We start from the raw sequence: 23,138 nt of genomic DNA, 5'->3' as shown, positions 1-23,138 counted from the left end.
GCCATCGGCAGGCCGCCGTAGGGGACGTTTATCGAGGCGGCGAGACCGGCCGTCACGACGACCACCCCGAGTACGCGCGCGTCGATCGCGTTCGGCACCGTGCCGTTCCAGACTCCCGACGCGCCCCGGGACGGCTGCTCGAGTTGCATATCGACTCCACCTCGCGGTGACGACCGGGTAGCCGTTGGCCTGTCCCACTGGCGGCTTTATACACTCTCCGGCGGTGCTCGGTTCGAGTACTGCGTCAGCACCGCGTCCTCCCGTACCTCGGCGCGGGACTCGCGCCGATCCTCGAGTCGCGCGGTCGGTTCCGCGTCGGTAGCCACGAACGAGCATCCGACGACGAAAACGAGTTCGATCGCTCCGACGTATGTGATTCTGTGCCGTTTTTCGGCGAATCAGCGGTGCTATCGTGATTTCAGGCCGTAAACGCGCCCGCCACCAGAAGCGGGAACACGAGCGTTGCTTCCGCTTCGACCTGTGTATAATTCGTCCGCTCTTCTTTGATCTTCCCCCACGAGACGGCCTCGTTCGGCGGGGCACCGGACAGTGAGCCGTCTCCTTCCATCCCGGTCGAAATATAGACGACGTAGTCGGCCCCGCCACGGAAGAGGTTCGTCATGATCGCGTGGTGCTTTGGGACTCCGCCACCAACGGCGATGAGGCCGGTCGTCTCCGCTAACAGACCGTCTTCGATCAGGGAATCGTAGTCGTCGAGGATCTCGATCCCGACATCGGAATCGTACCCCTGACGGTAGTAGTAGAGGAAGTTCCCGACTTCGGCGTCGGTCAACGCCGGACAGTATACCGGCACGTCGTTGTCCGCCGCTTGCTTCAACACCGAATCCTCGTCGTCGAGCGTTTCCCCTAATTCGCGCGCGAACGCCGTCGGCGTCCGGATTTTCTGCTCCGCGAAGAAGTCATCGAAGAAATCGTACAGATNNNNGAGCCACACGTATCGATCGGAGGGGACGAAGAGGTTTCCGAGTCGGTTGATCCCACGCTCCCGAAGGGCCGCCTCGTCCGCATCCCAGTCGCCCATCTTGAACGGCTTCGCCGTCTTGATCACGTCCTCAGTGAGCGAGCCGGATGTCGTGATGAGAACGTCTACGTACCCTTCCCGTACGAGATACGCAACGGTCTCGCGGAGCCCGGACGAGATGATGTTCGAGGTACACGTGAGATAGACCGTAGCGTCTTCCTCCTGCATGCGTTCGGCGATATCGATGGCCTCCGCGAGTTGCGTCGCCTGAAAGCCGGTCGTGGCGTAGGAATCGAGCAACTCCCGGAAGTCGAACTCGCCGCGAAAGTCGTAGCCGCGAACGTCCGGGGTACTCAGTTCCTCGTCGCTCCCAGGAACGACGTGATCGTACGAATCGTCGTTGTCCATATCGCTGGATAACGCGACGAAGGGTTTGAAGTACTCGGAATCGATCGTACGACCCTCGATCCGCCCCGAACCGTGAGGGACAGTGGCGACTATCGTGTCCGTCACGCGGACAGCGGATCGAGCCTGGAACTGCTTCGGCGGCGAGACGACGACCGTTCGAGCGGTTGCTATAGCTCNCCCTCGATCCGCCCCGAACCGTGAGGGACAGTGGCGACTATCGTGTCCGTCACGCGGACAGCGGATCGAGCCTGGAACTGCTTCGGCGGCGAGACGACGACCGTTCGAGCGGTTGCTATAGCTCAGCGATTCGTTTTTGGACGGCAGCAAACCCACTCGCCGGTCTCGAAACGGACGAGCCCCGTCGTGGTTGGGCCAAACAGGGCTCGCCACTCACTCATATCCAACCGATCCCCAAGTAGCTTGTGTGACGATCTGAGTGAACGGGATTTAGCGGAGCGAGCGTTTCAAGCGGCTGCTTGTGACAGGAAAGTAAGACACGAATGCTTTTCCATCCGCACACCCTACTCTGCGTGTTCGGATATCCGAATTCGTGGTTGGGCCATGACAGAGGATACTACTACCANTGCTTGTGACAGGAAAGTAAGACACGAATGCTTTTCCATCCGCACACCCTACTCTGCGTGTTCGGATATCCGAATTCGTGGTTGGGCCATGACAGAGGATACTACTACCAGAGAGGCGATTAGCCTGTTGCAGGACCTCGGGCTCCAGGAGTACGAAGCACGCTGCTTTATCGCGTTGAACAAACTTCCGAGCGGAACTGCAAAGGAGATACACGAAATCTCCGACGTTCCGCGAACCAGGGTGTACGACGCTATTCGCGTCCTCGAGTCCCAGGGGCTGGTCGAAGTACAGCACACGAGCCCGCAGGTGTATCGCGCCGTCAGCATCGACGAGGCGACACAGACGCTGCGGCAGAAGTACGACAACCGGATCGAGACGCTCGAGACGCATCTCAGGAACACGGACGTCCGAGAAACCGACGAGGACGACCAGGTCCAGGAGGTCTGGTCGCTGACCGGGCACGAGGCGATCGAGTCGCGGACGATCGAACTCATCGACGAGGCCGAATCCGAGATTGCACTCATCGTCGTCGACGAGGACATTCTGTCCGAGTCGCTGTTCGACGGCTTGCAGACGGCGGCGGATCGGGACATCTCGCTCGTTCTGGGCGGCCAGACGGATGCAGTCACGGAGACGCTCGGGGACCGACTCTCCGCGACGCACGTGTTCGAGACCGGCCTCGACTGGCTCACCGGAATCGAACGCGACGACGAAGTCGCGATCAGCCGCATCCTGCTCGTCGACCGCGAAACGCTTCTGGTCGGCTCCTACTACCCCAACACCGCCGGTAGCGACGCGAAAGAGCAAGCGGTCTTCGCCCGCGGTCTCGAAAACGGGATCGTGGTGTTGCTTCGCCGGTTGGTGACGGCGGGCCTCCCGCGGATCAAAGACCCGGGAGCCTGATGCCGCCCTCTCGGACGCGGCGCGGAGCAAACGACCGCGCGGTGTGGCCGATTACTGATACGCGGGCAGCCGGTCCGATCGATCGGACCCCTCGACGAACGGCAGTTCCGTCCGCGTCGCCGTCACCTCCGCGCCATCGACTCGGACCGTCAGCTCGTCGCTCTCGAGGTCGTAGTCGACGATCGCGAGCGCGATGACGTCGCCGAGCAGCGGGCTCTCGCCGGCGCGGGTCACGTTGCCGACCGACGCGTCGCCATCGAAGACGGCCGCGCCGGACTCGGGCACGGCCTCGCCGTCGAGGGTGAGCCCGACGAGTCGTCGGCTGGGTTGGCCGCGGTTCTCGACGCGGGACACCACCTCCTGCCCGACGTAACAGCCCTTCTCGAAGTCCAGCGCGTTCCGGAGGCCGAGCACGTTCGGGAGCGTCCCCTCGAGTTCGGTGTGAAAGAGCGGCGATCCGGCCTCGAGCGCGAGGCTGTCGACGGTCCGATAGCCGAAGGGAGCGGCGTTCAACCCCTGGTTGAGCAGCGTGTCGTGGACGGCAGCGGCGTCGGCGGCGGCACAGATCACTTCGTAGCTCTCCTCGCCGGTGAGCGCGTCGGTGCGGATGACGGAGACGCCCACGTCACCCATCGTTCCGCGGACGAACGAGTACCGCTCGTCCGGCGAGCCGGCCCCGTTGAGGACGCTGGCTATCTTCTCCGTCGCTTGCGGGCCGTGAATGCCGAAAACCGCGTAGTCGTCGGTCGCGACGCGGATTTCCACGTCCTGAATGAACACCTTTTCCGACCACTCCTCGGCGAGGGGGGCGGCGGTTTCGGGCTGGGTGAAAAGCAAGAGTCGCTCGCCAGCGTTGTAGATGTAGAGTTCCACGTCGATCCCGCCCTGGGGATCGAGGACGAGCGCGTAACAGCCCTGCCCGTCCGTCGTCGGGACGCGGTTCGAGACGACGTTATCGACGTACTCGACGCGGTCGTCGCCCGTCACGACGATCACGCCGTAGGCCTGCTCGAGCAGGCCGACGCCGTTGCGTACCGCCCGATGGGTGCGCGCCGGCCGTCCGTAGTGTTCGACGACCCGCCGATCGGCGCGCTCGCCGAACGTAGCCCCGTGGTCCTCGTGGATCGACTCGATGACGCTCATGCGTATTCCCTGGGGCCTGAGCGTATCAGGCGTTTCGATTCAAAAGGGCAACCGCTCGCGGAGCCAGTCGCCGATCGATTGCTCCCCGTCCCCCTCGGCCGGCGTCTCGGGAACCACGCGTTCGGCGGGCTTGATCACCGTCTCCGACCCCGAGTCGACGACGATCAGGTCGTCCTGCTTGAGCGTCGAGAGGGCGTCCTCGAGTTCGTCGATGTCGACTTCGACGGCCGCGCGGAGCTCGAAGACGGACATTCCGTCGTCGGCGCGATCGACCAGCGCGTCGAGTACCGCCACCTCCGTCCGTTCCCGGTTCCGGTACTCCCGCTTTGCTCTCATCTATGTGTGTATTCGACCACCTGGGATTTGACGTTTGTCGTTCCGCCGGTTCCAGAGCACCGGCGTCGCGAACACCGACGCAGGCTGGCGGAGAATGCCCGGCCCGATCCGACCCGGTGAGACATCCCGACGAAACGCGTCGCCACCGTTCGGTCGTCGTGACAGTCCATCATGCAACACGTTTTTTATGGTATGACTGGGTACGGTGGGACAATGGCCCTTCGATGTTCGTTGCTCGGACACGACTACGGGGACTCCGAAGTCGAACGCGAGCGCGAAGAACGGGGCAGCGAGGTCGTCGTAACCGTCCAGGAGTACGAGGAGTGTGCCCGCTGTGGTGATCGCAACGTCATCAGCGAAAACACCGAAGTGACCAGCCTCTTCGCCGGAACGGACGCCGACTCGGTCCCCGACGAGCCCGATACCGAACCGCCCGAACCACCACTCGAGCCCGACGCGACGGATGCGCCCGATGCGACGTCGGCCTCGGACCCCGAAGTCGCCGCCGCGGAGGATGCGGTCGCGTCGACCGACGGCGACGACGCCGAGCTCATCGACGCCGACGACGACGGATCGGACGCGCTCGAGACGGGAACACCGGTGGCGGAGCCGTCCGCGAGCCCGACAGCCGATCCGTCCGAGCCGACCCCGGAAGCGGCGGCCGGCGGTCTCGAGACCGACGACGACACGGCCGAGATCGACCTGCCCACCGACGAGCACGGCGATCCGGTCACTGACGACGGCGAAATCCTCGAGGACGAGCCCGCGACGGAACGGGATCGGGACCGCGACCACGGCGAGTGGCCCGATTCGGACGACGTCGGCCCGCCGGTCGATGGCGAATCCGATCCGACCAACTGGCCGGACGACCCGGTCGACGGCGAGACGGCGTCCGACACTGACGCCCTCGATCCCGACGAGATCGACGATGATGCCGTCCTCCTCGACACCGAAGACCCCGTCGGAGGTGCCCAGGCAGGCGGCGAGACCGGGCCCGACGGTGCGGCTGCGGCTGCGGCCGATGCCCGGTCGGTGACTGCGGACCCGCCGACGGACGTCCGAGGCGACGCCGAGCCCGCGCCCGATCCCGATCCCGATCCGGGAACCGGAATCGAGCGCGCCGCGTCCGCGCCGACGCCCGCCGAAAGCGACGGCGCGTCCGACGACGTGCCGACCGAACTCTACTGCCCGCGGTGTGACTACGTCTCCGCTGGCGATCGGGAATCGCTTCGCACCGGCGACATCTGCCCCGACTGTCGGAAGGGGTACCTCAGCGAGCGCGAGCGACGATAGAAGCGTCAGTCGGACGTGATCGGCGATCCCCGCGTTCCCGCGTCGGCTGCCGCGGTCCCGCGAGCGCTCACCGATACCCCACACCCTGCCGATCGGTTCCCGACCGATAGCGATCGGTATCGGCGGTCTCCGGGTTCGAGAACGCATCAGACGCGCGAAACGTCGGCTATGAAAAGAGGTAAACACTCCGCCGTGTTTCTTCGAGCCATGAAGGAGTACAAGATGCGTCGCGGTGAATATCTCGAGGAACGAATTCCGGATATGGAAGCCACGATCGAGGACTACTTCGGCTCGATCACGGATACCGAGGAGTACAAGGGAAGCGACCTGTACGTCATCGGCGAGCCGGCCAATCCGGTCTTCGAGAAGATCATCGCCGGGACCGTCGAATACTCCGGCAAGAAGGACAAACTCGGCGTCGAGTTCCACGAGCGCGATCCCACCGAACTCGGCCCCGACGAACTCGAGGCCGCCGGCGATGCCGTCGACGCGAAAAACGATTTCCTGCTCGAGGCGACCGGCCGCGACGCCAAATCCCGTCGCGAGTCGATGAAGCGCAAAGTCGAGGACGACCCGGATCACGACTTCTAGACATCGACGTTTTGTTCTTCGGTCTCTCACGCTGGCAGCAGCACCGCTGCCGCCAGCGTGCCGTCTGCCGTCCTTCGGCAACAGGTCGATCAAACGCACTCTCCCTCGGTGGGTCGGTCGTCGGCCCGCTCGTTCGCTTCGCTCACTCGCGGTTGGTATCGGTGACACGCCTGCCCTTCCCCGAGTCAGGCGACTCACCGCGAGTGCGGTGACCCGCCTTCCCGGCCGGAGCGGTTTCCACCCGCGTTCGTAACGGCTTTTATCGCCGCGTCGAACCCTCGAGTCATGGACCCACAGGCGTTTGTCGCCGCCACGCTCGCCGCCCACGTCGGGTTTGCGATCGTCGTGACCGCACACGCGTCGCTGACCGATCGCGATGCCGGCCCGTGGCCGTTCGTGACGCTCGCGTTCGGATTGGCCGGGATCGCCGCCTACGTTTTCTACGACGGGACAAGCGGTTCGGACACGCACTGAGACGACCGGCGACCTGCGTTCAGTCGCCGGCTGTGGCCCGTTCCCCGCCCTCGCTGCTCGAACGGGAGCCGTCGGCCCAGACGCCCTCCGTGAGGTCGATCCCGTCGGTGCACTTGCCGACGACGGAGGCGACGGCGAGGTCGCCGGTTACGTTGTTCGTCGTCGCGATCCGGCCGAGGATCGGGTCGACGCCCGCGACGAAGCCGACGATCTCGAGGGGCAAGCCCACGGCGTTCAGGATGACGGTGAGCATGATCAGCCCCGCACCGGGGACACCGGCGGTGCCGATACTGATCAGGATCACGGTCGCGAGAACGAGCACCTGATCGCCCAGGCCGAGGGAGACTCCGACCATGTTAGCGGCAAATACCACCGTCACGGCCTGTCTGATCGCCGCCCCGTCCATGTTGATCGTCGCCCCGAGCGGGAGGCCGAAGCCGTAGACCGATTCGTCGATCCGCAGGTTCGTTTCGGCGTCGGTGATCGTCACCGGTAGCGTGCCGCTCGAGGAGCGGATCGTAAAGGCCGTCACCATCGCGTCTTTCGCACCGTTGAGAAACGCAAGCGGCGACTGGCCGAGGATACCGACCGTCATCACGCCGAGGTAGGTGACGGTCATGTGGATCACGATTCCGATCGTGATGACCCCGACGAGTGCGCCCAGTTGGACGATCGCGCCCAGTCCCTCGGTCCCGATCGCGGCGGCCATGAGCGCGAAGACGCCGATGACGCCGTACTCCATGACGCCCCAGACGACTTTGAATAACGCCTGCGTGCCGGCGTCGATGAACGCGAAGAAGCCGTCGATCGCGTCTTCGATCGGCTCCTCGGTCGTCGACTCGCGGACGATCGTCAGCGCCAACCCGAAGACGATGACGACGAAGATCGTCGCGAGGATCTCGCCGTTGACCATCGCGGCCAACGGGTTCTCGGGGACGATACCGAGGACGACCTCGGAGACCGTCGGCGGTTCGGCCTGCTGGGCCTCGCCACCGGTGAACTCCACGGCCGTGCCGGGATCGAACAGATTCGCGACTGCGAGGCCGATCAGGGCCGCGATCGTCGTCGTCGCGGCGTAGAGCAAGACCGTCAGCCCGCCGACTTTGCCGAGTTTCGACGGCGTCAGCTTGCGCATCCCACCGAGCAGCGTAAAGACGATCAGCGGGATGATCAGCATCTCGAGCAACCGCAGGAAGAGATCACCAAGCGGGCTGAGAACGCTGGCGCGTTCCCCGGCGATGGCCCCGAGTGTGGTCCCGAGGACGAACGCGACCGCGATACGGTAGATGATCGGAATCGAGCGATACTGGCTCCAGGTTCGTCGCGGCAACGACTCCTGCGTCGGACTCATCGACCCGCCCTATGAACGGGACCGATCAACCCGTGTCGGTACCGGTGAGACTGGCCCGCTCCTATGACGGCCGCGTCGTGGCGGAGATGGGGCTGGTGTTCAAGCCAGGAAGACGTGTCGCGGTCGGTCAGCGAGGACGTCCCGGCCGAACTCGACGGTCTCCGAGAAGGCGTCGCTCCGGAAGAACGCCATGGCATCCTCCCGGGAGTCCCATCGGCTGGCGATGAACATGTCGTTCTCGTCCTCACGGTTGACCAGCAGGTCGGTCTTGCGGTGGCCGTCCATATCGGCGAGGACGCCGCCGACATCGTCGAAGGTCCCGACGAAGTCGCTGCGATGCTCCGGCTTGACCGTATAGAACATCCCCATCGTCCCCCACGAGTCGTCCTCGTCGTCACCGGCCTGTCGGACGACATCGGGTAACTCGGCGAGGAATCCGGCGGCCGTGTTCGCAGCCCGATCGGTCTCCCAGAGGCTGACGACGGCGGTTTCGCTGTCCGCGTCTTGGGCCTCGTAGACCGCCGTCTTCACGTGGGTATCGTAGTGATCGAAGTTCTCCCGGTAGCCGTCAACCTCCTCGAACAGGTCGTCGGGGTCGGCCGCCGAGTAAAGGACGACCGCGTGGACATCCTCGCCGTGGGGCTGGCCCGCGTAGATGCCCTCGTCCTCGAGTTCGTCGCGGATGTCTCCGCTCTCGTCGCCGTGGCCCGACGCCGAGTCGTCGCCGTGGTGATGGCCGCCGGACCCGCCGTGGTGTCCCGCGGCGTCGCCGTCAGCGTGGTGATGGGGCCCGTCACCCTCGGTCGGAACGCGTTCGCCGGCGAGGAAGGTCGCGAGGTCCGCGGGCGGGAACCGGCGGGCCGAGAGGAACCGACCGAACTCGGCGAAGCGGGAACTCGAGGGGTCAAAGCGCATCTCGTAGAGCAGTTCCTTCACGTCCGTCGGATCGTCGCCGAACAGCGTCACGCCCCACTCGAAGTCGTCGAGGCCGACGCTGCCGGAGATGATCTGCGTGACGCGGCCGGCGTAGTCCTTGCCGATTTTGCCGTGGTTCGCGAGGTAGTCGGCCCGCTCGTCGAAGGGGAGTTCGTACCAGTTGTGGTCGGGGCCGCGGCGCTTGCTCATCGGATAGAAACTCAGGAAGTCGCTGTCGGGAATCTCGGGTTTGAGCCGCGACTCGATGTAGCGCTCGAGGCCGGCATCCTCGACCTCGCTGTCCTCGTCGAAGTAGTCCTCGGACATATACCCGGAGACCTCCGTCACCGAAAGGTAGGAGTCGGCCCGCTCGGTGAACTCGGCGAGCGCGGTGTGCTCGAACCGGCGCTCGAGCGTATCGATATCGGCGAGCGTCGGCCGCAGGTGGAGGACGAGCAGGTCGGCCTTGTGACCGAGCACCGAGAACGTAGCCGAGTCACCGGCCTCCGCGTCGTCGACGGCCTCACAGGCGGTCAGATAGTCGATGCCGTCGTCGATCGCCTGCGAACGGCGCCGCTCGGGCGCGTTTCGCCAGGCGTCCCAGTCGATCGACCGGAAGTCGTGCAGGACGTACCAACCCTCTTCGGTCTGTGGCGGTCGTCGTCGTTCCATGGATGCGAGTTGGGACGGAGACGCCAAGAAGGGCCGGGTTTCGCCCCGCTCCCGTCCATCGACGGACTCGGTTCCGTGCCCGGAGCGCCCGGCTCCCGTCGCGGGTCGGACCCGTCGCGTGCGGACGTGACCGAAACCCTTTAGCGCTATCCGTATAACTGACCAGCCATATGCGGAAGAGTGGGCCGCCGAAAGGACTCATCGCCTATATCGTCCTCGAACTCCTCGAGGAGAAGCCGCGATACGGCTACGAGATCCTCAAGGAGATCCGGGATCTCAGCGGCGGTCACTGGGAACCGTCCTACGGCTCGGTGTACCCGATCCTCTATAAATTCGAGGAGAAGGGATGGGCCGAGCGTATCGAACGCAAAGACGAACCGGACCGAAAATACTTCGAACTCACCGACGACGGGATTGCGGAACTCGAGGACCGCCGCGAGAGCGGGCCGGAAAAGGCTCGAGACTTCGCCGACGTCATCCTCGGCTTTTTCCACGTCTACGCGGCGTTCTCGACGGACGACCGGTTCGACATTCCGGAGAAAGAGTGTGAGTGGTGCTTCGACGAGGAGTTCAGCCGCTGGGTCGTCGAGCAGGTCGCCCGCCACTACGAACACTACTTCGATACCGAGTTCGAGCGCATCGAGGAGACCCACGAGGAGTTCTCCGATCGCCACGGGCTCGATCCCGACGACTCGTAGACGCCGCCGAGATCGTTTCTCACCCCAGCAGTTGCGGGCCGAACAACAGGAGGATGAAGCTCACGAGCATCGTCACTCCGATCGCCGTCGTCACCGTCCGGACCATCCCGCGGGTTGCGTCGACAGGGAGTCGGGAGACGATCGCTTCGGTACTCGTCCGAAGGATGTGCCCGCCGTCGAGCGGGAACGCCGGAATACAGTTGAAAAAGCCCAGTTGGACGTTGATCCAGCCGGTCCAGAACAGCAGGTTCGCGAGGAGGAAGACGGTCCCGTCGCCGAACGCACCGAGCATCCCCTGGGCCTGGTAGAAGTTCTGTACCCCGCCGGTGAAGCCGGCGAAATTGAACGGCATCGCGCCGCTGACGCCGATGACCGGCAGCATCAGCGCGACACCGATCTTCCCGAGGAAGCTCTCGGTAATCGGGCCGAATCGCGTCTCGCCGTCGCCCCCGAGCAGCCCCAGATACTCGTCCGCGGGGTAGAGTTGGACGCCGATGTCGTTCACCGCGACGCCGGACATGCCCGGCACGGGCTGAATGCCGAGGAACCCGCTGTTCTCCCGCGGGTGCTCGTCGAGCGTGACGGTGTACGTCTCGCGTTCGTCGCCGACGTAGCCCGCGACCGCGACCCGTTGGTCGGGCTCGCTGTCCTCGAGCAGGGCGGCGAGCTCACCGTAGTTCTGTACCCGTTCGCCGTCGAAGCGGGTGATCACCATGGTCTCGTCGGTCGGGCCGGCCTCGCGCTCGAGGGGGCCGTCAGCGGCGACCGAGACCGCCGCACCGACGGTTACCTCGCGCTCGATCCGGTCGTCGGTCGTATCGTCTGCGGGTTCGATCGTCAGCGTGACCCGCTCGCTGTCGCCGACGGCGTCGTAGAAGCCGCGTTCGGTCGCGACGGTCCGGCCGTCGACCGCGCGGATCTTGTCGCCGACGGAGAGTCCCGTCGGGCCGTTTTCCATCGCGGTGGACACGAGCAGGGACCGATCGACGGGGACCGTCCGCTCGCCGTTGAGTTCGATGGCGACCTGCTCGCTGTCGACGGCCTCGAGTCGGGTCGCGAGGTCGTCGTTGCCCTCGACTGCGGTGCCGTTGATCGCGGTAATGCGGTCGTTCGGCTCGATCCCGGCGTCGGCTGCGGGCGAGTCGGGAGCGACGCCGCCGACGGCGGCTCCGGGCGCGATGCCGATCGCGCCGACGACGGGGCCGAACAGGAGGGCGAACGCCAGCAGCGTGATCGCGAAGTTGTTCGTGACGCCGGCGGCGAACATTCTGGTCTGACCACCCCGCGAGGCGGACTTGCTGCTCTCCTGATCGGGTTCGACGAACGCGCCGATGGGGAGGAACGCGAGCATCGCGACGCCCATCGAGTCGATATCGATGTCCTCGACGCGACAGAGCAGCCCGTGGCCCCCTTCGTGGACGACGAGGCCGACGAGCAGCCCGAAGACGATGCCGGGCGTCGCCGACAACGGCAGAAAGTCGTTGACACCGGGAATGACGAGCACGTTGTGTGGCTGTCTGGCGGGGGAACTCGCCGACTGCGGCGATGAGAGCGCGATCACCGCCACGCGAATCAGAACGGCGAACATGCTGATCATCACGACGAGCGCGATTCCGACGCCGAAGTTCGACCACGCCCGCCAGAAACGCTTCGGTCGCGCGAGCCGGTCCAGAAGCACCCGCCCGCGTTTCGTGTGGAACGTGAGGATCGGCCCTTGGGTCCCGATGTAGTCCGGGAGATACCCACCGTTTCGGAGGCCGATGACCGCGATCCAGTAGAGCAGAAGACCGATCAGAACCCACGTCAGGAGTTCCGAACCGTAGATTGCAGGCGGCGAGACGACAGCGAGAGAGCCGTGGTCCATCGATACTATCTCCGGGCGGGGTTCTCAAATGACTTTTGTCTATCCGGGCGGCCGTTCGAGCCCGCTCACCGCTCCCGGCGCAATCGTCCGACGACGAACGCGCGATCGACCTTCGCGAGGAACGGGCCGAGCTTCGGCCCCTGCTCTTCGTCGAAGAACAGCCGGTAGCCCGCCGCGAAGAAGTCGCCAGTGTCGATGTCGTGGCGCTTTGCGGCCTCGTAGATCTCGCCCTGAATCTCCTCGGGGTCGTGACCCGCCTCGATGAAGTCGGCCAGGTCCGCGAGCGCGGCTTCGGTCTCCGCGTCGAAGTCGTGCGCCGGAATCTCGGTTCGCTTGAGCTCGTAATCGAACTCGTTGCCCGTCCGGCGCGCCCAGTTGCGGGCCTGCTCGACCCGCTCGAGCGCGTCCGCCACGGCCCACTCGGGCGCGTCGTCTGGGATGTGGCCCTCGCGGCGCGCAATTTCCTCGCGCAGGTCGGGATCGTCGGTCATCCCGAGTACCGCGGCGAAGGTGTAGGGAAGCCGAATCCGCTCTTCGCGTGGCTCCTCGACCACGAAGGGGTAGACGCGATCGGCGAAGGCCTGTTCGTCCTCGCTGGCATCGATTTCGCCGAAGTAGGTCGCCTCGAGCCGGTCGAACTCGTCGACCAACTGGTCGAGGCGCTCGATGCTGAAGTCCCGGGCCTTCGCGGGGTCCTTCGCGAAGAAGTAGCGCAGCACGTCGGGCTCGAGCAACTCGAGTACGTCCGAGACGAGGATGACGTTTCCTTCGGAGGAGGAGAAGGGCTCGCCGTCGAGGGTGAACCACTCGTAGACCATCGGCACCGGCGGCTCGATCTCGAGGACGGTTCGCGCGACGTCCTGGCCGCTGGGCCACGAGCCTTCGGCGTGGTCCTTCCCGAAGGGTTCGAAATCGACGCCCAGCAGCTGCCACTGGGCGGGCCACTCGAAGCGCCAGGGGAGTTTCCCCTCGCGCAGCGTGGCGGTGCCCTCGTGGCCACAGCCATCGATGGTCCGATCGCCGGCGTCCATGTCGGTACAGCGGTAGTCGACGGTGCCGGCCGCTCCCGCATCGAGATCGACGCTCGTTACCGTCTCGGTGAGCTTGCCACACTCCTCGCAGATCGGGTTGAACGGGACGTAGTCGGCGTTCGCATCGACCTTGTCCTGATACTGCGAGAGCACGTCGCGTGCGCGATCCCGATGCTCGAGGACGAAGCGGGTCACGGCCTCGAACTCGCCGGACTCGTACAGGTCCGTGTTCGAGACGAGGTCGATCTGCGCGCCGATCGCGTCGGCGCTGTCCTGAATGATCGTCGAGAAGTGGTCGCCGTAAGAATCGCAGCAACCGAACGGGTCCGGGATGTCGGTGTAGGGCGCGCCGAGGTTGCGACCGAGCGCGCCGGCGTCGACCTCGCCGAGATCGACCAGGTTCCCCTCGAGGTCACAGAGGGTTCGCGGGAGCTTCCGGAGGGGGTCGCGGTCGTCGGCGGTGAAGACCTGCCGGACCTCGTAGCCCCGATCCCGAAGCACTTCGGCGACGAAGTAACCGCGCATAATCTCGTTGACGTTGCCCAGATGGGGAACGCCCGACGGCGAGATGCCGCCCTTGACGACGATCGGCTCGTCCGGCTCTCGAGTTTCGATCCGGTCCGCGACGGTATCCGCCCAGAACGCGTGTCGCGTTTCGCTCGCTTCCTCGCGCTGGAGGGTGTAGGGGCTGATCGCGTCCGATTCCGCGACGGGTTCCGTTTCCGCGTCGGCATCGCCGTCGCCACTCATCGTTCGTCGCTCGCCCAGTAGGTCGGTTCCGCGCCGGCACCGTCGGGGACGATGTCGGTCCCCTCGTGATCCCCGTGACGAACGGCGCGGGCGATCCGGTCGGGATCGGTGCCGTCGAGGACGATCGTCCGCATTCCCGAGCGTTCGATGATCTTGGCCGCCAGCAGGTCGACGGGTGCCGAGGCGCCGGCGTTCATCTCGAGGCCGGCGATGGCGTCGACCAGGGCCGTCGCGGAGAGGCGGTCGTGTTTGGTTGCGTCGGCGTCCTTGTTCGGATCGGCGCTGTAGACGCCGGGAACGCTCGTCGCGTAGATCAGGAGGTCGGCGTCGATGTACTCCGCCAGGGCGGCCCCGACCGCGTCGGTCGTCTGGGCCGGCGCGACGCCACCCATGATACAGATGTCGTCCCGCCGAAGCGCCTCGCTGGCCTCCTCGTAATCCAGCGCCGGCGCGGTGACGGACTCCTCGCTCAGCGCGGCGATGAGCAGCCGTGCGTTGAGTCGCGTGACATCGATACCCAGCTGATCGAGTTCGATCTCGTTTGCCCCGAGGTCTCGAGCGGCCCCGATGTACTCGCGGGCGACGCCGCCGCCCCCGACGACGGCACCGATTCGACACCCCTCCGAAATGAGGTCTTCGATGACGGCCGCGTGCTCGGCTACCCGGTCCGCGCCGGGCTCGGGCACGAGGACGCTTCCGCCGATAGAGACGACCACTTTCATACTACCCCGGTGTAGCGGAGTTGCTATCTTAAGGGTTGTCAACTGCCCGGACGGCGTGGTGACATCCCTCTCGAGCGCGACCGACTCGACGCCCGGCCCCGCGAAACGGGGACCGCTCTCGGATGAATCGCTGTCAGTCCGTGCCGGCGATCCGACGGGCGGCGCGTGGAGTTGCCGGTCGCTCGGCACAACAGCCCGTCTCATTCCTCGAGCGACAGGACCAGTGCGTCACCGTCCTGGTGGAACTCGGTCCCGAACGGAGCCGATAGCGTTCGCATCCGCTCGCGGGCCCACGCGGCGGCCTCCGGACCGGCCTCGTGAACCGCACAGCCGTCGATGACGGTCGGCTGCAATCGGAGGTCGACCGGTCGGCCCTCTGGCGTCACCGCGAGGACGAACAGGAAGCTCCGGTCGTTGTGCACCGCCTCGTCGACCCGGTAATCGTCGACGAAGTCGCCCGCGTCGTAGATGATCGGACTCCCGTCGTGGTGTTCGATCCCCTGAACGACGTGGGCACTGTGGCCGTGAATCGCGTCGACGCCGTTGTCGACCAGCCAGCGGCCGAAATCCCGGAACGACGCCGGCGGCTCGGTGACCATGTTCGGCCCCCAGTGCAGCGAGGCGACCAGCAGGTCCGGATTCGTCTCGCTGGCGCGCTCGAGCGCCTCGCGAACGCGCCGTCGCGTGGCCGGGTCATCGGTATCGATTTCGATCCGGGCCGTCCCCGGCGAGGCGTCATCGGCCGCGTACTCCGGCGTGTTGTCCGTCAGCGAAACGAGCGCGATGTCGAGACCGTCGTCTCCCGCCGCCGGTGCCGCGTCCGACTCCCCGGCCGCGGGATCACCGGCAGCGGCCGTTCCACCGATCGTCCGCACCGCCGGTGCGAGCGCCTCGTCGATCGTCGCTCCCGCACCCGCGTGGGCGATCCCGGCGTCGTCGAGCGCGTCGACCGTGTCCCGTAGCGCCACTTCCTCGTAGTCGAGCACGTGGTTGTTCGCCAGCGCACAGATATCGACGCCGGCGCGCTCGAGGGCGGGGATCGCCCAGTCGGGGTCGGCTCGGAAGTGAAACGGCCGGTACGTACGTTGCCACTGCCGTCCGCGGGTCGAGAGCACGCACTCGAGGTTGATCACGAGCCCGTCCAGTTCGCGAAGGCGCTCGAGGACGGTCCCCCAGACGGCGTCGACCGGCCGGTCACGCTGACGGGCGTCGACGAGCCGCCCGAGCATCACGTCGCCCGTGAAGCCAATGCGGAGGGGCATATGCGAACGGTCACCATCCAACTGCAAAACTCCGGGTCACGATCGCCGATCGCGGTGCTTGCCCGGCGACAGCTACAAAGTCCGACCGGACCATAGCTCGCACATGCACGTACTCGGCGTTCGCGAGGCGGGAGCCGACGACGGCGCGCTCGAGTCGGTCGTCGACCGGGTCGTCGATCGGCTCGCCGAGCGGGGACGCGTCGGCGTCGTCAGATACGATGCGACGATCGCTGACGGGACACACGCACGCGAATCGACGACGCTCGGCGGCGACGTCACCTACGACCTCGGCGTCGACGGCGACTGGACCGCATCGGGGACGGGGATGTCCGTCGGTGACGCGCTCGAGAGCCTAGCGACCGATTGCGGGTACGCGGTCGTCGTCGGCGTCCCGTCCCTGCAGTACCCCTCGATCGCGGTGGGGTCGGACGCCGCTGCCGAACGCGAGGCGGGGGAGACGGTCATCGCTGCCGTCGACGGCCCCGCCGACCTCGATCTCGACGCCCTCGTCCCGGCCCTCGAGTCGGCCGAGCCCTACCGAAGCCTCGCGTCGCTGGTCGCTCGCGTCAAACGATCGCCGCGGGCGGACCGGGCGGGCGCGATCGCGACGTTCACGGGCCGGGTCCGCGCGAAGGACAGCGCGGACGACGCTCCGACCCAGTACCTCGAGTTCGAGAAGTACGAGGGCGTCGCCGACGAGCGGATGGCGGCCCTCGAGACCGATCTCGAGACTCGGGACGGGGTGTTCGAGGTCGAACTCTACCACCGGACCGGGATCGTCGAGGACGGCGAGGACATCGTCTTCGTCGTCGTGCTCGCGGGCCACCGCGAGGAGGCGTTTCGGACCGTCGAGGACGGGATCAACCGGCTGAAAGACGAAGTCCCGCTGTTCAAAAAGGAGGTGACGGTCGAGGACGAGTTCTGGGTCCACGACCGACCCTGATCGTTACATTCCATCGAAGTCGGCGTGCAAACATCGAACCGGTCGGCAAACGCGACCGTAACCGAATCGCGTTGATTATACGGATTATAATGTGTTAGATTCGGTTTTAAAACGTCTCGAGGCCTCTCGTGGATCGATAAATAGTCTCTTAATCGAGAATAAAACGTCTTTTACCCCCCAGATCGCTGAAGACAAGCGAAACGCCGCTAATCATCCACCCTTTATAACATATATCCCCACCAATGGATGGTTGTCGATGAGTACGACAGCCCACTCCTCCACGGAAAGCAAGGAACGCCGCCTGAAACGCTACCTGCGCGACCGTGCCGAAGACGGTGAGATGTACTTCAAAGGCAAGTTCATCGCGGACGATGTCGGGATGTCCCCCAAGGAGATCGGCGCGATGATGGTCAAGCTCTCGGACTCGGTCAACGACCTCGAGATCGAGAAGTGGTCGTACACGAGCGCGACCACGTGGCGTGTCGCACCCGCCTGATCGTCGCGTTCACCCCTCCCCCACGTGCGACCGTCTCCCGAACCGCTCGGACGACGGTCCCCGCTTCCAGTGCCGGCACACCGACTCGTCGGCACGACCGCCCGCGGACGGATTCGTACTACCGTGTCCCCGTTTTCGGTCGGCCCTGCCGGACAGTCCAGTTACACGTCGACTGGTGGTTCGCGTCTCCCCCGCGATGAGAAACGGCCGGGCCTGCCGACGGCAGTCGATTTATACCCGAAGACAGTGAACCTCGGATGATGGAGGACATCGATCGGTCCGGATTCGGTACGGCGGGACGCGACGGACCCTCGCTCGAGGACGGGCCGCCGATCGATCGCATCGAGTCAGTGTTTGCGGTCTACGAGGTACAGCGGGAAGACGGGCGGCTGGTGTACTACGGCGACCCGTTGACTCACCCGGAGCGAGTGATGCGAGAGCTCTGGGCGGCGTTCCGCGAGCACGGCTACGACGCCGAACTCGAGACACGCCACGGCGAGTACGTGCTCGTCGCCGAACCGACCAGCGTCGGGATCGACGGGATACCGTGGACGAACCTCGTGCTCTTGCTCGCGACGGTGTGTTCGACGCTGTTCGCCGGCGCGTTCTGGTATCAACTCGATCCGTTCGCGGACCCAGCCTCGGTCTGGCAGGCATGGCCGTTTACCGCGGCGATTCTCGGCGTTCTCGGCGTCCACGAGATGGGTCACTACGTCATGAGTCGATACCACCAGGTCGACGCCTCGTTGCCCTACTTCATCCCGGTCCCGACGCTCATCGGGACGATGGGTGCCGTGATCAAGATGAAAGGCCGGATGCCGGACCGGAAGGCGCTGTTCGATATCGGCGTCGCCGGGCCACTGGCCGGCCTCGTGGCCACGGTCGTCGTAACCGTCATCGGGCTCCACCTGCCGCCCGTGGCCGTCTCCGATGCGGTGGTACAGGACCCCAACGCCATCCGGATCGAGTTGGGCTACCCGCCGTTGCTCGAGTTGCTCGCGGCGGGATTCGATCAGCCGCTGTACCGGAACGATCCGACGATGGGAGTGAACCCGGTCGTCATCGGGGCCTGGGTCGGCATGTTCGTCACCTTCCTCAACCTGATCCCGGTGGGGCAACTCGACGGCGGCCACATCCTCCGGGCGATGGTGGGCGACTATCAGGAGACCATCGCGGCGCTCGTGCCGGGCGCGCTGTTCGCGCTCGCCGGCTACCTCTATTATTTCCGGGACTACAGCATCAACACCGTCTTCGTCTGGGTCCTCTGGGGGCTGTTGGCGACTCTGTTCGCGTCGATGGGAGCGGCAACCCCGATTCGGGACGACAGACTCGGCTCCGGCCGGCTCCTCCTCGGGATCGTCACGTTCGGGGTCGGCCTGCTCTGTTTCATGCCGGTTCCGGTCATGATCATCGACTGAGCGGTGTTCGGTCGCCGACTCGAGTCGGACCGCGGCCGGATTATCCGTGCGTGTATCCGCGATCCGCAAGCGCCTCGCCGTCCATGGTTATTCCGTCGGCGGCATCGCGAACCGACCCGACCACTGACAGTGGGACATCGGCCGCCTCCCGGACCGCCGGAAGCGCGTCTTCGGGGAGCGTCGCGACGAGTTCGAAGTCCTCGCCGAACGTCGTCGCGACCTCGAGCGCGTCCCCGTCACCGTCGGTGACGTCGTGGACGGCATCGGCGATCGGAACCCGGTCGGCGTCGATCGCGAAGCCGCAGTCGCTGGCCTCGGCGAGCTGGTGGAGCGAGCGGGCGAGTCCGTCGCTCGAGTCCATCATCGCGCTTGCACGGGCCGCGAGCGCCCGGCCCGTCGCGATTCGAGGCTCGAACCGAAAGAGGGCGTTCGCCCGGTCGGTGTGGCCCCGATCGAACAACCGGAGCGCGGCCCCGCTACGGCCGAGCGTCCCGGTCACGCAGACGACATCGCCGGGACGGGCCCTGCTCCGACGAACGGGGTCGGCAGTGCGACCGATCGCGGTCGTCGACACGGTAAACTCGTCGTGGCCGTCGAGGTCGCCGCCGACGTACTCGGCCCCGACGTGCTCACAGACGTCCCTCGCGCCGCGAACGAAGGCGAGTAGTTCGTCTCGGTCGAATGTCGGCGCGGCGTAGGCGGCGACCGCGGCCGTGGCCGAGCCGCCCATCGCCGCGATGTCGGAGAGGGACGCGCCGACGGCACGCCAGCCGGCCGTGTAGCGGGTCGTTCCGTCCGGGAAATCGGTCCGGTCGTGGAGCATGTCGGTCGTCACGACCAGCCCGTCGACGATCGCCGCGTCGTCGCCGGCCGCCGCGAGTTCGTCCGAAAGGAGCCGCAGGGCGGCGCGTTCGTCCATACCTCCCGTTTCGACTCGAGAGCGAAAAACGGTCCGGGCTGGCGTCGGCTGCACAGATACGATGGTCTTAAATGCCGCGGACGGAAATCACACGCCAATGGCTACGATGTACGACGTTCCGGCGGACGACCTCATCGAGGCGCTCGCCGACGATCTCGCGGATCGACTCGAGGAACCGGAGTGGGGCGCGTTCGCCAAGAGCGGCGTCGACAAGGAACTCCCCCCGGAACAGGACGACTTCTGGGCGACCCGTGCGGCGAGCCTCCTGCGAAAGGTCTCCGACCGGGGCCCGATCGGCGTCGAGCGACTCTCGACGGAGTACGGCGGCGCGAAGGGTGGCTCCAACCGCTACCAGGTCGCGCCCGACAAGCGCGCGGACGGCTCGAAGAACCTGATCCGGACCATCCTCCAGCAACTCGAGGACGAGGACCTCGTCGAGACCGCCGAGGGCGAGGGCCGTCGGATCACCGCCGAGGGACAGAGCCTGCTCGACGACACCGCCGGTCAGGTGCTCGACGACCTCGACCGTCCGGAACTCGAGCGATACGCGTAATTGGCGATTCCAGTTTTCACGTCGCGTTCGCCGCCCAGAGCCATCGCTCCCGTCGTCCGTAATCATTTTCCGGCGTGCCGGACAAGTACGGTATAACTATGAGTGGATCACCGGACGAGGAAAAACTCGAGGAGCTCCGACAGAAGAAAATGGAGCAGCTACAGGACCGCGCCGAGTCCCAGGGCGAGGGCGGACAGGAAGCGGCCCAGCAGCAGGCCGAGGCCCAGAAGAAAGCCGTGTTGCGCCAGCACCTGACCGACGACGCCCGCAAGCGGCTCAACACGGTCAAGATGAGCAAACCCCAGTTCGGCGAGCAAGTCGAGCGCCAGGTCGTCAGTCTCGCCCGGAGCGGCCGCATTCAGGGCAAGATCGACGACGCCAAGATGAAACAGCTCCTCAAGGAGCTGAAACCCGACTCGCAGAGCTTCGACATTCAGCGCCGGTAATGGAGCTCGGACTGCTCTACAGCGGCGGCAAGGACTCGACGCTGGCCGCACTCTTGCTCGAGGAGTTTTACGACGTGACGCTGCTGACGGCCCACTTCGGCATCAGCGACGACTGGAAACACGCCCGCGCGACGGCCGCGGATGCCGGCTTCGCGTTCGAACGACTCGAGTGCGACCCGGAAGTCGCCCGCGACGCCGTCGACCGGATTCGCGAGGACGGCTATCCGCGCAACGGCATTCAGTTGGTCCACCAGCACGCCCTCGAGCAACTCGCGGCCCGGGAGTTCGATGCCGTTGCGGACGGGACCCGCCGCGACGACCGCGTCCCGACGATTTCGCGGGCACAGGCACAGAGTCTCGAGGATCGCCACGATGTCGACTATATCGCGCCGCTGTCGGGGTTCGGTCGGTCGGCCGTCGATCGGCTGGTCGAGGCGCGACTGGACGTGACCGTCGGCCCGAGCGAGGAGATCGAGAGGGCGGATTACGAGGCCGAACTCCGCGCGCTCATCGCCGACGAGGACGGACCGGCGGCGATCGCGGACTACTTCCCCGATCACGAGCAGACGTACGTGACGAACATCCGCTAGCGGAGTAACTGAAAGGCAATGCACACCTGATCGCAGGATGGCAGTACGATCAGTGTGTCAATCGGTTCAGTTGCTCCGATCGCTCACGGCCCAGTAGCAACGCTGGAGACGGTCACCGGATCGGTGGCAATGCCATCGATTCCGATTGCGGACTGGGGCCTGTCGAACGCGGGGTCGGACGACCGCCCCCGAACGAAAGGATAGAAGTTCGCCGTCCCCGAACGGGTTTCCATGTACGACCGAATCAAGGGCTTTCGTGACTTCTACCCCGGCGAGATGTCCGCCAGACGGGCGGCGATCGACGTGTTGGAGGACACGGCCCGCGAGTACGGGTTCCGCGAGATCGGGACCCCGGCGCTGGAGCGCGCCGAGATGTGGACCGACAAGAGTGGCGACGACATCGTCGACGAACTCTACGCGTTCGAGGACCAGAGCGGCCGCCACGTCACGTTGACGCCGGAACTCACCCCGACCGTCGCCCGGATGGTCGTCGCGAAACAACAGGCGCTTTCGAAGCCGATCAAGTGGGTCTCGACGCGCCCGTTCTGGCGCTACGAGCAGGTCCAACAGGGTCGGTACCGGGAGTTCTATCAGACCAACGTCGACATCTTCGGCTCCGCGGAGCCCGAGGCCGACGCCGAGATCCTCGCGTGGGCCGCCGATGCCCTGACCGGCCTCGGACTCACCGGCGACCACTTCGAGTTCCGGATCTCCCACCGGGACATCCTCGGGGGCGTCCTCGAGAGCTACGAGACTGAGGTCGACACGGAAGCGGCGATCCGCGCGGTCGACAAATCGGACAAACTCTCGCGAGCGGAGTACCACGATCTGCTGATCGACGCCGGATTGACCGCCGAGCAGGCCGCCGAGTTCGGCGATCTCATCGCGGGCGGGGACCTCGACGAAGTCGAGGCGTTCGCGAACACCGAGCGCGTGACGGCAGCGGTCGAGAACCTACGGAACGTCCTGGACGCGGCCGAGGACTTCGGTGCTCGAGAGTACTGTACGATCTCGCTCGAGACGGCCCGCGGGCTGGACTACTACACCGGCGTCGTCTTCGAGTGTTTCGACTCGGCGGGCGAGGTCTCGCGGGCGATCTTCGGGGGCGGCCGCTACGACGACCTGATCGAGCGCTTCGGCGGGCAGCCGACGCCCGCGGTCGGCGTCGCACCGGGCCACGCAACGCTGTCGCTGCTCTGCCAGCGGGCGGGCGTCTGGCCCGAGGAGTCGGTGACGACCGATTACTACGTCCTCCAGATCGGGGACACGCGCTCGGAAGCGGCCCGGATCGTTCACGAACTCCGCGACCGGGGCCACGTCGTCGAGACCGACATCGCCGGTCGATCGTTCGGTGCACAGCTCGATTACGCCGACTCGATCAACGCCGAGACCGTCGTCATCGTCGGCGAGCAGGACCTCGCGAACGACGAGGTAACGATCAAGGACATGGCATCGGGCGACCAGACGCAGCTCCCGGTCGACGAGTTCCCGGGCGACCGGGAGCGGCCGACGTTCGAGGACTTCGCCTGAGTCACTCGGGGCCTGGCTTCGCGTCCGATGTCCGCTCGTCACCGTGGTCAGCGAGGCGCTCGTCCGCGTCGGACCGCTCGACCGGCGAGTGACCGGTCTCGACGAAGTGGTCGATCATCGCCCGGCTGAGTTCGCTCGTATCGGTCCCGTCGGTTTGGCACTGCCACTCGCACTCACCACAGTACGCGCTCGGCACGCGTCGTCCCTCGAACGGCGCTCTAATGAACGGTGGGGTTCACAGTGGGCTGCCTTATGCGACGGTC

The 23,138-nt window shown here is 65.8% G+C and carries 23 protein-coding genes; 12 read left to right on the top strand and 11 right to left on the bottom strand.

Translation table 11 applies throughout. From position 1 onward, the window contains the following. Positions 1–418: 418 nt before the first annotated feature. The gene (locus C487_RS00710; RefSeq protein WP_049907751.1) at positions 419–1,390 is read right to left on the bottom strand and encodes a deoxyhypusine synthase; all 972 of its coding nucleotides are present in this window, start codon (positions 1,388–1,390) and stop codon (positions 419–421) included. Between the two features lie 672 nt (positions 1,391–2,062). Here C487_RS00710 and C487_RS00705 point away from each other — a divergent pair. Then, the gene (locus C487_RS00705) at positions 2,063–2,878 is read left to right on the top strand and encodes a TrmB family transcriptional regulator (RefSeq protein ID WP_049907750.1); all 816 of its coding nucleotides are present in this window, start codon (positions 2,063–2,065) and stop codon (positions 2,876–2,878) included. 51 nt (positions 2,879–2,929) lie between these two features. Here the strand turns inward: C487_RS00705 and ygfZ are convergent, their stop codons facing one another. Further along, positions 2,930–4,021, bottom strand: a complete 1,092-nt coding sequence (ygfZ, locus tag C487_RS00700) for a CAF17-like 4Fe-4S cluster assembly/insertion protein YgfZ (protein WP_006183729.1) — start codon at positions 4,019–4,021, stop codon at positions 2,930–2,932. Between the two features lie 39 nt (positions 4,022–4,060). After that, on the bottom strand, positions 4,061–4,357 hold the full coding sequence (locus C487_RS00695; protein WP_006183728.1) for a DUF6432 family protein: 297 nt from the start codon (positions 4,355–4,357) through the stop codon (positions 4,061–4,063). Between the two features lie 213 nt (positions 4,358–4,570). On the opposite strand from C487_RS00695, the gene C487_RS00690 reads away from it, so the two are divergent. From C487_RS00690 to C487_RS00680, 3 genes are all read left to right on the top strand, one after another. Beyond that, positions 4,571–5,650, top strand: coding sequence for a DUF7093 family protein (locus tag C487_RS00690; RefSeq protein WP_006183727.1), 1,080 nt, complete (start codon positions 4,571–4,573; stop codon positions 5,648–5,650). A 207-nt stretch (positions 5,651–5,857) separates the two neighbouring features. Beyond that, entirely contained in the window at positions 5,858–6,241 is a 384-nt protein-coding gene (locus C487_RS00685; RefSeq protein WP_006183726.1) for a DUF5611 family protein, read from the top strand. 285 nt (positions 6,242–6,526) lie between these two features. Further along, complete coding sequence (locus C487_RS00680; RefSeq protein WP_006183725.1) at positions 6,527–6,715, top strand: hypothetical protein; 189 nt, start codon at positions 6,527–6,529, stop codon at positions 6,713–6,715. A gap of 19 nt (positions 6,716–6,734) precedes the next feature. On the opposite strand, the gene C487_RS00675 is transcribed toward C487_RS00680, so the two are convergent. Continuing rightward, the gene (locus C487_RS00675; RefSeq protein ID WP_006183724.1) at positions 6,735–8,066 is read right to left on the bottom strand and encodes a dicarboxylate/amino acid:cation symporter; all 1,332 of its coding nucleotides are present in this window, start codon (positions 8,064–8,066) and stop codon (positions 6,735–6,737) included. Between the two features lie 99 nt (positions 8,067–8,165). Next, positions 8,166–9,653, bottom strand: a complete 1,488-nt coding sequence (locus tag C487_RS00670) for a heme-binding protein (protein ID WP_006183723.1) — start codon at positions 9,651–9,653, stop codon at positions 8,166–8,168. 170 nt (positions 9,654–9,823) lie between these two features. Between C487_RS00670 and C487_RS00665 the strand changes: the two genes are divergently transcribed. Then, complete coding sequence (locus C487_RS00665; RefSeq protein WP_006183722.1) at positions 9,824–10,351, top strand: PadR family transcriptional regulator; 528 nt, start codon at positions 9,824–9,826, stop codon at positions 10,349–10,351. A gap of 19 nt (positions 10,352–10,370) precedes the next feature. Here the strand turns inward: C487_RS00665 and C487_RS00660 are convergent, their stop codons facing one another. The 4 genes from C487_RS00660 to C487_RS00645 form a co-directional block, all read right to left on the bottom strand. Next, entirely contained in the window at positions 10,371–12,215 is a 1,845-nt protein-coding gene (locus tag C487_RS00660) for a site-2 protease family protein (RefSeq protein WP_006183721.1), read from the bottom strand. A gap of 65 nt (positions 12,216–12,280) precedes the next feature. Beyond that, the gene (gene lysS / locus C487_RS00655) at positions 12,281–13,996 is read right to left on the bottom strand and encodes a lysine--tRNA ligase (RefSeq protein WP_006183720.1); all 1,716 of its coding nucleotides are present in this window, start codon (positions 13,994–13,996) and stop codon (positions 12,281–12,283) included. Next, positions 13,993–14,718 carry a UMP kinase gene (pyrH, locus tag C487_RS00650; protein ID WP_006183719.1) on the bottom strand — a complete coding sequence of 242 codons (726 nt, stop codon included), beginning with the start codon at positions 14,716–14,718 and terminating at the stop codon, positions 13,993–13,995. Before pyrH ends, lysS begins: the two co-directional genes overlap by 4 nt. A 200-nt stretch (positions 14,719–14,918) precedes the next feature. Continuing rightward, positions 14,919–15,980 (bottom strand): CapA family protein, encoded by a 1,062-nt coding sequence (locus C487_RS00645; RefSeq protein ID WP_006183718.1) that lies wholly within the window; start codon positions 15,978–15,980, stop codon positions 14,919–14,921. Between the two features lie 103 nt (positions 15,981–16,083). Here C487_RS00645 and C487_RS00640 point away from each other — a divergent pair, with 103 nt between their 5' ends. The 3 genes from C487_RS00640 to C487_RS00630 all read left to right on the top strand — a co-directional run bounded on the left by C487_RS00640 (position 16,084) and on the right by C487_RS00630 (position 18,837). Further along, complete coding sequence (locus tag C487_RS00640; protein ID WP_006183717.1) at positions 16,084–16,923, top strand: molybdopterin synthase; 840 nt, start codon at positions 16,084–16,086, stop codon at positions 16,921–16,923. Between the two features lie 256 nt (positions 16,924–17,179). Further along, positions 17,180–17,419 (top strand): DUF7123 family protein, encoded by a 240-nt coding sequence (locus C487_RS00635; protein ID WP_006183716.1) that lies wholly within the window; start codon positions 17,180–17,182, stop codon positions 17,417–17,419. Positions 17,420–17,679: 260 nt separating this feature from the next. Continuing rightward, a complete protein-coding gene (locus C487_RS00630; protein WP_006183715.1) occupies positions 17,680–18,837 on the top strand; it encodes a site-2 protease family protein in 1,158 nt (385 codons plus the stop codon). A gap of 40 nt (positions 18,838–18,877) precedes the next feature. Here the strand turns inward: C487_RS00630 and thiL are convergent, their stop codons facing one another. Continuing rightward, the gene (gene thiL / locus C487_RS00625; protein WP_006183714.1) at positions 18,878–19,756 is read right to left on the bottom strand and encodes a thiamine-phosphate kinase; all 879 of its coding nucleotides are present in this window, start codon (positions 19,754–19,756) and stop codon (positions 18,878–18,880) included. 97 nt (positions 19,757–19,853) lie between these two features. Here thiL and C487_RS00620 point away from each other — a divergent pair, with 97 nt between their 5' ends. The 4 genes from C487_RS00620 to hisS all read left to right on the top strand — a co-directional run bounded on the left by C487_RS00620 (position 19,854) and on the right by hisS (position 22,875). Further along, positions 19,854–20,309, top strand: coding sequence for a 30S ribosomal protein S19e (locus C487_RS00620; protein WP_006183713.1), 456 nt, complete (start codon positions 19,854–19,856; stop codon positions 20,307–20,309). Between the two features lie 98 nt (positions 20,310–20,407). Further along, positions 20,408–20,755, top strand: a complete 348-nt coding sequence (locus C487_RS00615) for a DNA-binding protein (RefSeq protein WP_006183712.1) — start codon at positions 20,408–20,410, stop codon at positions 20,753–20,755. Then, positions 20,755–21,345 (top strand): DUF7411 family protein, encoded by a 591-nt coding sequence (locus C487_RS00610; protein ID WP_006183711.1) that lies wholly within the window; start codon positions 20,755–20,757, stop codon positions 21,343–21,345. The genes C487_RS00615 and C487_RS00610 overlap by 1 nt, the downstream gene beginning before the upstream one ends. Positions 21,346–21,576: 231 nt before the next feature. Then, positions 21,577–22,875: a histidine--tRNA ligase gene (gene hisS / locus C487_RS00605; protein WP_006183710.1), complete on the top strand. Its 1,299-nt coding sequence runs from the start codon at positions 21,577–21,579 to the stop codon at positions 22,873–22,875. A gap of 1 nt (position 22,876) precedes the next feature. Here hisS and C487_RS00600 read toward each other — a convergent pair whose 3' ends face one another. Beyond that, positions 22,877–23,071, bottom strand: coding sequence for a hypothetical protein (locus C487_RS00600; RefSeq protein WP_006183709.1), 195 nt, complete (start codon positions 23,069–23,071; stop codon positions 22,877–22,879). Between the last annotated feature and the right edge of the window lie 67 nt (positions 23,072–23,138).

This window comes from Natrinema pallidum DSM 3751 (genome assembly GCF_000337615.1).
In the GTDB taxonomy this organism is placed as follows: Archaea; Halobacteriota; Halobacteria; order Halobacteriales; family Natrialbaceae; genus Natrinema; species Natrinema pallidum.
This window is presented reverse-complemented; position numbering and strand designations above follow the sequence as displayed.